Consider the following 6,550-nt stretch of genomic DNA (forward strand, 5'->3'; position numbering starts at 1 on the left):
GTTTCGAACGGTCAAACTTTTCCTTTGCCATGGGTTTGGCTCCTCTTTTTCTTGTCGGATGGTGGGGTGAAACCCCACCCTACGGTGGTGGGTAGGGCGGGGTTCACCCCGCCACCCGGGTTATGCGTATTTCGCCTGAATCTCTTCCGAGATGTTCGACGGGACGGGTTCGTAATGCGAGAACTGCATGGTGAACTGGGCGCGGCCCGACGACATCGAACGCAGCGTGTTGATGTAGCCGAACATGTTGGCCAGCGGCACGTTCGCGGCGATCGCGATGGCATTGCCGCGCGGCTCCTGGCCCGACACCTGACCGCGACGAGAGGTCAGGTCGCCGATCACGTTGCCGGTGTACTCTTCCGGCGAGATCACTTCGACCTTCATGACCGGCTCCAGCAGCTTGGCGCCGGCCTTGCGCAGACCTTCGCGCATCCCCATCCGTGCCGCGATTTCGAACGCCATCACGGACGAGTCCACGTCGTGGAACTTGCCGTCGATCAGCGCGACCTTGAAGTCGATCACCGGGAAGCCGGCCAGCGGGCCGCTGTCCATCACGCTCTCGATGCCCTTCTCGACGCCGGGGATGTATTCCTTCGGCACGGCACCACCGACGATGCGGCTCTCGAACGAATAGCCTTCGCCCGGCTCGGTCGGCGAGATGATCAGCTTCACTTCGGCGAACTGACCCGACCCACCCGACTGTTTCTTGTGGGTATAGGTGTGTTCGATCTCGTGGCTGATGGTCTCACGATAGGCCACCTGCGGCGCGCCGATATTGGCTTCGACCTTGAACTCGCGCTTCAGGCGGTCAACCAGGATGTCGAGGTGAAGTTCGCCCATGCCCTTCATGATCGTCTGACCGGACTCGATGTCGGTCTCGACGCGGAAGGACGGGTCCTCGGCGGCCAGACGGGCCAGACCCTGGCTCATCTTCTCCTGGTCGTTCTTGGTCTTCGGCTCGACCGCGATCTCGATCACCGGATCGGGGAAGGTCATGGTTTCCAGAACCACCTGCTCTTTCGGGTCGCACAGCGTGTCACCCGTGGTGGTGTCCTTCAGACCGGCCAGCGCGATGATATCGCCGGCAAATGCCTCTTCGATCTCTTCGCGGTTGTTCGAGTGCATCATCATCATGCGGCCGATGCGCTCTTTCTTACCCTTGGTCGAGTTCTGGACGGTGTCGCCCTTGTTCAGCACGCCCGAGTAGATGCGCGTGAAGGTCAGCGAGCCAACGAACGGGTCGTTCATGATCTTGAACGCCAGGCCCGAGAACGGCATGGAATCGTCCGCGCGACGCGCGATGTTGCGGGTTTCGGTCTCGTCATCGGGGGCAAAGCCCATGTAGTCCACAACGTCGAGCGGGCTCGGCAGATAGTCGACCACGGCGTTCAGCAGAGGCTGCACACCCTTGTTCTTGAAGGCAGAGCCCCCCAGAACCGGCACGAAGCTCAGCGACAGCGTGCCCTTGCGGATCAGTTTCCGCAGGGTCGGCACGTCGGGCTCGTTGCCTTCGAGGTATTCCATCATCGCGTCGTCGTCCATTTCGACGGCGTTCTCAATCAGCTTGGCGCGCCACTCGTCTGCCTGGTCCTTCAGGCTGTCGCGAATGGGCTGACGGGTCCAGGACGCACCCAGGTCCTCGCCTTTCCAGGTCCACTCTTCCATGGTGACCAGGTCGATGATGCCTTCCAGCTCGTTCTCGGCGCCGATCGGCATGGCGATCGGCACGGCCTTGGCGCCGGTCCGGGCCTCGATCATCTCGACACAATTGAAGAAGTCGGCACCGATCTTGTCCATCTTGTTGACGAACACGATGCGCGGCACCTTGTAGCGGTCGGCCTGGCGCCAGACAGTCTCGGTCTGGGGCTCGACGCCGGCATTGGCGTCCAGAACGCAGATGGCACCGTCAAGCACGGCCAGCGAACGCTCGACTTCGATGGTGAAGTCGACGTGGCCGGGCGTGTCGATGATGTTCATCCGGAACTTGGTGTCGTCGGTGCCCTCTTTCGTCGGGTCTTCCTGCCACTGCCAGAAGGTGGTGGTGGCCGCCGACGTGATGGTGATGCCGCGTTCCTGCTCCTGCTCCATCCAGTCCATCGTGGCCGCACCATCGTGCACCTCGCCGATGTTGTGGGATTTGCCGGTGTAAAACAGGATCCGTTCCGAGCAGGTGGTCTTGCCTGCGTCGATATGGGCCATGATGCCGAAGTTGCGGTAGCGTTCGAGCGGATAATCGCGTGCCATGATGTAATGCCTCTAGAGGTTTACCAGCGGTAATGGCTGAAGGCTTTGTTCGCCTCGGCCATCTTGTGGGTGTCTTCACGTTTCTTGACGGCGGTCCCGCGCGAGTTCACGGCGTCCAGAAGCTCGCCGGCCAGGCGTTCTTCCATCGTGTTCTCGTTGCGGCCACGGCAGGCGGTGATCAGCCAGCGGATCGCCAGCGCCTCGCGGCGCTCGGGGCGAACCTCGACCGGAACCTGGTAGGTGGCACCACCGACACGGCGCGAGCGGACCTCGACCGACGGTTTGATGTTGTCCAGCGCTTCGTGGAAGATTTCCACGGGGGCGCGCTTGACCTTGTCTTCGACGCGATCCAGCGCGTTGTAGACGATTTTCTCTGCGACCGACTTCTTGCCGTCGATCATCAGGTTGTTCATGAACTTGGTCAGAACCCGGTCGCCATACTTGGCGTCGGGCAGGATTTCACGTTTTTCAGCGGCGTGACGACGAGACATCTCGAATTCCTCTTACTTGGGACGCTTGGCGCCGTATTTCGAACGACGCTGCTTGCGGTCCTTGACGCCTTGGGTATCCAGGACACCGCGCAGGATGTGGTAACGCACACCGGGAAGGTCTTTCACACGGCCGCCACGGATCAGGACCACCGAGTGCTCCTGCAGGTTGTGGCTTTCGCCAGGGATATAGCTGATGACCTCGAAGCCATTGGTCAGGCGCACCTTGGCAACCTTCCGCATGGCCGAGTTCGGCTTCTTGGGCGTGGTGGTGTAGACGCGCGTGCACACGCCGCGCTTTTGCGGGCACCCTTGCAGGTGCATCGACTTCTGGCTTCGTACTTTGGGCTGCCGCGGCTTGCGGATCAGCTGTTGGATCGTTGGCATAGGGTCTCTTTCCCGTCTCTCAACACATGTGTTTGCACCGGGTCACCCCCGCGCGGTTTCAGTTCGTTCCGCACATCACGCGTCCGCAATGCGCAAATACCGCAATCGTTTCCATTCCGAGGTAAACGACGCGGCGGGTTCCCAGAGGATCGGGGCACTCAAACGGCCCGGATCTTGTCCACTAGAATTTTGAGTTCGACATTCAGGGCGGCCCCCGAAGTCGAGATGAGCGGCGTATAGGGGGAGTCGGGACGGCTGTCAACAGCCCTGCGGATATACGTTAAGCACCGTCACCCGTGGGTTTCCTCAGGCCTCGCCCGCGTCATAGAGGGCGCGAATTTCCGGCTCGCGTGGGGCGGCAGAAAAATCGAGGATCAGGCAGCGGTCCAGGGCGACATCGTCATAGGTCTGCGTGGCATGTCGCCTGGCAAAGTGCAACACCTCGGGCAGCGTCTCGTCGCTGTGCCACGTCGTCATCACGAAATGCTCGGGCGGGACGTCGCCGTATCCGAATTGTTCAAGGTTGGCCATGTCCACGCTGTCGTCCCAAAGGCTGCACTCCAGACCCCAGGCAAGCATGTATCGACAGCCCGACGCCACCAGGTCCTTGCTGACCTGCCACCGCGCCTCCGCAGAAACCTGCCGCTCGATCAGCACCACGCATTTGTAGGGTGACGCGATCCTGGGAAGCGAAACAGGCGTGGTCGGATCCACGTAGTGATACAGCAATATCTCGATCCTTTCGCGTCGCGCCCCATTGGCGCCTGCCAGTCTTTGGCCTTGTTCGCGCCACGGTCATTTGTAATCTTCGCGCTGACACTGGTCCAAGGGTATCTGCCTCATGCGCGCAATCGGTATATGCCGCTTTTCCTATCCCGCGCTTGGCGGCTTCAAGCGCATGCACGACACGGTCGAGGAGCGCGAGGCCTATCTTTACGCTCCCGAGCGGATGGAATTGCGGTTTCGACACTTCGAAACCCTGACACTGCCCTCGATCGCAGCCCAAAAAGACAAGCGTTTCACCTTTATCGTCCTGACCGGCGAGCGGATGCCCAAACCCTGGTGGGACCGGCTTAATGACATCTGCGCCCCGGTCGAGCAGATCAGGATCGTCACCGCCGAACCGATGAAGCACCGCACGGCCATGCAACTGGCCATCCAGCACGAGCTTGCCACCGGCGACGAAGAGGAGTCCCTACAGTTCCGCCTCGATGACGACGACGCCGTGGGCACCAATTTCATCCGCGGCATCCGCCGCACCGCCCGGCTGGCCGGCAAGCTACGCGCCGGGTGGCAGAACATGGTGATTGAATATTCCCGTGGCTACTCGGTCAAACTCACGCCCGACGGCATCCTTGCCCACGAAATCCAGGGTCAGTTTCTGGCCTGCGGCCTTGCCGTGCTCTTCCGCCCCGGCGACCCCAAGACGGTGATGAACTACGGCCACCACAAGCTGCACCATTCCATGCCGACCCTGATCGAGCCCGAAACGCATATGTACCTGCGCGCCCTGCACGACGACAACGACAGCCACGCGCGCACCAGCACCAAGGGCCTCGTGCCCCTGACCGACGATCAGCGCGCCTTTTTCAAGGAGCGTTTCAATGTCGACGAGGCGGCTGTGCAAGCGGCCTTTTCCGCCCCAGCTTTGACTCGCGGTAAAGCGTGAACAGCCCGCTGCCCACCACGATCGCAGCCCCCAACAGGGTCAGCGTCGCGGGCCACTCGCCGAACGCCAAGAAGCCCAGCAGCATGGCCCACAACAGACCGGTATAGCGGAACGGGGCGATGAAACTGATCTCGCCCACCCGCATCACCATGATCGAAAAAAGGTACCCTCCGATGATGAACAGCGACGCGGTCCCGACAAGGCCCAGCTCGCGCGCGCCCATCGGCGCCCAGTCGACGCCAAGGCTCAGAAGGCCGAAGATCGTCATCGTCGCGATGGATGTCAGCAGCGTGACGAACATCGACGGCGTGTCCTTCGACAGCCGCCGCGTCGACAGGTCCCGCACGGTGACACAGCACACAGCCAAAAGCGCGTAGACCGCGTAGAAGTTGAAGTCGTCCGTCCCGGGCCGCACGATCAGCAGCACACCGACAAAGCCGACAAGGATCGCCACCATCCGCCGCCACCCCACCGGCTCGCGCAGGAACAGCGCGGCGGCCAGCGTGATGGTCAGCGGCAAGGCCTGAAGGATCGCCGTCACGTTGGCCAGCGGCATGTTGAAAAGCGCCGTCAGAAAGAAATAGGCCGCACCCACCTCGGCCGCCGTGCGCAGCGCCATCAGCCCCCAGTCCCGGCGCGGCAGGCGTGCCTTCAACGCGCCCATCCGCCAGGCGATACAGGCCACCAGCACCGTCGTGATCAATCCCCGTAGCAGCAGCAACTGGAACAACGGCACGTCCCCCGCCATCGCCTTCATCGCGGTGTCGTTGAACGTGAAACACGCCATCGACGCCATCATCAGCAGGGCGCCGGTCATGTTGTCGGAACGGGTCATGCCCCGGCTCTAGACCGGCGCCGCACCCGGTACAAGCGGCAAGCGCGTCAGCCCGCCAGCATCAGGATCATCGCCAGGTTCGGAACCACCGCAACAAAGGTAATCAAAGCGTATTTCGCGAACGTCACGATCTTGCCCAACCAGGTGTCCTTGCGCGCGGCCCCTTCAAGGCTGTACGCCGCGGCCATCACTGCGTACCCACTGGCCTCGCGCCTACGCCGCTCCGTCCGCAGCTCTGCCATGCTGCGCTCGAAGATCTCCCTCTGACGCAGGTATTCCGCACTGCGCGCGTCCTGTTCTATCGTCTGTCCGTCCATATCCCGTCTCCCTTCTGGAAACGGTTATCTAGGCGGTGCAGCACGCGCTTCTACTGCCACGGCAAAGACGCGCCAATCTGTCGCTCGAGCCCGTGTTTCACCGTTCCGGAAATACTCGAACAAAACCAAACCTGCGCGGCGCAGCCGCACATTCGGATCAGATCGCAGCCCCGGGCGCCAGCGCCTCCAGCAGCGCGCCATGCACCGCCGGGTTCGCGGCCAAAACGCCGTCCAGCTTGGGTATCGGGTTGTTGAAGCGCAGCGGTCGCCCTTCGCGGTCCGACGTCACCGCGCCGGCCTCGCGCAGGATCAGATCCCCCGCGGCGATGTCCCACTCCCACGCGCCGCGCAGGGTCATCATCGCGTCGAACCGCCCCTCGGCCACCAGCGCCAGCCGATAGGCCAGCGACGGGCGAAACCCCCGGTCCATCCGGGGCGGCTGGCCGCTGCGCCAGTGCCGCGCGTCGAAATTCGGTTTCGCGGCCAACATGCTGCTGCGGTCCAGCGCCGCCGCATCGCTTACACCCAGGCGTTCGCCGTTCAGCGTCGCCCCCTGCCCTGCGGCGGCGGCGTACATCATGTCGCGCATCGGCAGGTAAACCACGCCCGC

At 62.6% G+C, this 6,550-nt stretch carries 8 protein-coding genes; 1 reads left to right on the top strand and 7 read right to left on the bottom strand.

The window, feature by feature from the left end:
• Positions 1-120 precede the first annotated feature (120 nt).
• The 4 genes from fusA to XM53_RS21255 form a co-directional block, all read right to left on the bottom strand.
• A complete protein-coding gene (fusA, locus tag XM53_RS21240) occupies positions 121-2,244 on the bottom strand; it encodes an elongation factor G (protein WP_057796811.1) in 2,124 nt (707 codons plus the stop codon).
• Positions 2,245-2,264: 20 nt separating this feature from the next.
• Positions 2,265-2,735 (bottom strand): 30S ribosomal protein S7, encoded by a 471-nt coding sequence (gene rpsG, locus XM53_RS21245; RefSeq protein WP_057796812.1) that lies wholly within the window; start codon positions 2,733-2,735, stop codon positions 2,265-2,267.
• Positions 2,736-2,747: 12 nt separating this feature from the next.
• Positions 2,748-3,119, bottom strand: a complete 372-nt coding sequence (gene rpsL, locus XM53_RS21250; RefSeq protein ID WP_007817136.1) for a 30S ribosomal protein S12 — start codon at positions 3,117-3,119, stop codon at positions 2,748-2,750.
• Positions 3,120-3,425: 306 nt separating this feature from the next.
• Positions 3,426-3,848 (bottom strand): DUF7684 family protein, encoded by a 423-nt coding sequence (locus XM53_RS21255; protein ID WP_057796813.1) that lies wholly within the window; start codon positions 3,846-3,848, stop codon positions 3,426-3,428.
• Positions 3,849-3,960: 112 nt separating this feature from the next.
• Between XM53_RS21255 and XM53_RS21260 the strand changes: the two genes are divergently transcribed.
• Complete coding sequence (locus XM53_RS21260) at positions 3,961-4,788, top strand: glycosyltransferase (RefSeq protein ID WP_057796814.1); 828 nt, start codon at positions 3,961-3,963, stop codon at positions 4,786-4,788.
• Here the strand turns inward: XM53_RS21260 and XM53_RS21265 are convergent.
• The 3 genes from XM53_RS21265 to XM53_RS21275 form a co-directional block, all read right to left on the bottom strand.
• Positions 4,721-5,623 (bottom strand): DMT family transporter, encoded by a 903-nt coding sequence (locus XM53_RS21265; protein WP_057796815.1) that lies wholly within the window; start codon positions 5,621-5,623, stop codon positions 4,721-4,723. The genes XM53_RS21260 and XM53_RS21265 overlap by 68 nt on opposite strands.
• Positions 5,624-5,670: 47 nt before the next feature.
• Positions 5,671-5,940 (bottom strand): hypothetical protein, encoded by a 270-nt coding sequence (locus XM53_RS21270; protein ID WP_057796816.1) that lies wholly within the window; start codon positions 5,938-5,940, stop codon positions 5,671-5,673.
• A 157-nt stretch (positions 5,941-6,097) separates the two neighbouring features.
• Positions 6,098-6,550, bottom strand: a 453-nt coding sequence (locus XM53_RS21275) for an inositol monophosphatase family protein (protein WP_328586701.1), incomplete at its 5' end; no start/stop codon positions are given.

Origin of the sequence: Roseovarius atlanticus (genome assembly GCF_001441615.1) — a bacterium.
Taxonomy (GTDB): Bacteria; Pseudomonadota; Alphaproteobacteria; order Rhodobacterales; family Rhodobacteraceae; genus Roseovarius; species Roseovarius atlanticus.